The sequence below is a fragment of the Nocardiopsis lucentensis DSM 44048 genome (assembly GCF_000341125.1).
Classification (GTDB): domain Bacteria; phylum Actinomycetota; class Actinomycetes; order Streptosporangiales; family Streptosporangiaceae; genus Nocardiopsis; species Nocardiopsis lucentensis.
This window is the reverse complement of sequence record NZ_ANBC01000902.1, coordinates 1-1566: the sequence shown is the minus strand read 5'-3', so window position 1 is coordinate 1566 and position 1566 is coordinate 1. Positions and strand designations below refer to the sequence as shown.

Sequence of the window (1566 nt, the reverse complement as noted above, 5' to 3'; positions counted from 1 at the left end):
TTGGCGGCGGCGGACGTGTTCTGTCTGTCCAGCCGGTGGGAGGGGCCGTCGTTGGTGATCATGGAGGCGCTCCGGGCGGGGTTGCCGGTCGTGGCCACGCGGGTGGGCGGTATCCCTGACCTGTACACGGGGACGGTGCTCATGGTGCCGCCGGACGACCCGCGTGCCCTGGCGGCGGCGGTCGGGCGGGTGCTGGACGAGCCGGAGTTGGCCGGGGAGTTGCGTGTGCGCGCGCGTGCGGCGGCCCGGAACCTGCCGACGGAGGAGGACGCGGTGGCGGCGGCCGAGGGCGTGTACGCGGCGGTCGCGCGTCGGGGCGTCTGACGTGCCGGCGGGGTCTGGGACGTGCTCCGAACCCCGGTGCATGGTGAACGCCACCCTGTGGCCGACTTCCCTCCGTGGGTATTTGATGACATGCTGGGTGCGGGCCGGGTTTCGCACTCATGTCGTGAGGTGTGCCTCGGTACCCTCGTATGTCACGTGAGGGGAGTATCCCTGTCGCGGCGGGGCCGTCATCACGGAGCACAGTGTCGTGTTCCCGGTTCCGTCGGTTCGTGCCGACGTCGGGCGAACGGGAGAGACCTCCGGTAGTTCGACGTGCGCGCAGTGCTCCCGCGCGCACCGACCGGAGGAGTTTCCGACCGTGAGCGTTCCCCTGTGGGTCTGGGCCGTCACCATTTTGGGTATGGTCGCCGTCCTGGCGATCGACCTGGCCATCGTCGACCACCCCTGGAGCAAGAAGAGCGGCCCGAAGGAGTTCGGGGTCCGCCAGGCCGCCTGGTGGGCGGCCTTCTACGTGGGTGTGGCCGTCCTGTTCGGTTTCGGCCTGATGTACTTCGGCGGTTCGACCGCCGGCGCGGAATACTTCGCCGGGTTCATCACCGAGAAGAGCCTGAGCGTCGACAACCTCTTCGTGTTCTACCTCCTGATGGGCGCCTTCGCGGTGCCCCGGAAGTACCAGCACGAGGTCCTGCTCATCGGCATCGTCATCGCGCTCGTCATGCGCGGTTTCTTCATCATCCTCGGCGCGCAGGTGATCAACGCCTGGAGCGAGGTCTTCTACCTGTTCGGCGCCTTCCTCATCTACACCGGTTACAAGATCGTCCGTGACCACGTGAAGGGTGACGAGGAGGAGAAGGACTTCACCCAGAACCCGGCCGTGCGCCTGGTCAAGCGCTTCTGGCCGGTCACCGACGACTACCACGGCGCGCACATGACCGTGAAGCTGGACGGCAGGCGGCACGTGACCCCGATGCTCCTGGTCATCGTCGCCATCGGCGTCGTCGACCTCGTCTTCGCGGTCGACTCGATCCCGGCCATCTTCGGGCTGACCCAGGACGCCTACATCGTCTTCACCGCCAACGCCTTCGCGCTGCTGGGTCTGCGCCAGCTCTACTTCCTGCTGGCCGGTCTCATGGACAAGCTCGTCTACATCAGCTGGGGCCTGTCCGCGATCATGGTCTTCATCGGTGTGAAGATGATCCTGCACGCGCTGCACGAGAACGGCGTGCACGCCCCGGAGATCGGCATCGGCACCTCGCTGACCGTGATCATCGGCCTCATGGC

Annotated in this window: 2 protein-coding genes; both read left to right on the top strand. The window is 67.0% G+C overall.

All coding sequences use genetic code 11. The features are described from left to right. Nucleotides 1–324, top strand: a 324-nt coding sequence (locus D471_RS0130685; protein ID WP_017602150.1) for a glycosyltransferase family 4 protein, incomplete at its 5' end; no start/stop codon positions are given. Nucleotides 325–643: 319 nt separating this feature from the next. Then, nucleotides 644–1566: TerC family protein (locus tag D471_RS0130680; RefSeq protein WP_017602149.1), on the top strand; the 923-nt coding region annotated here is incomplete at its 3' end.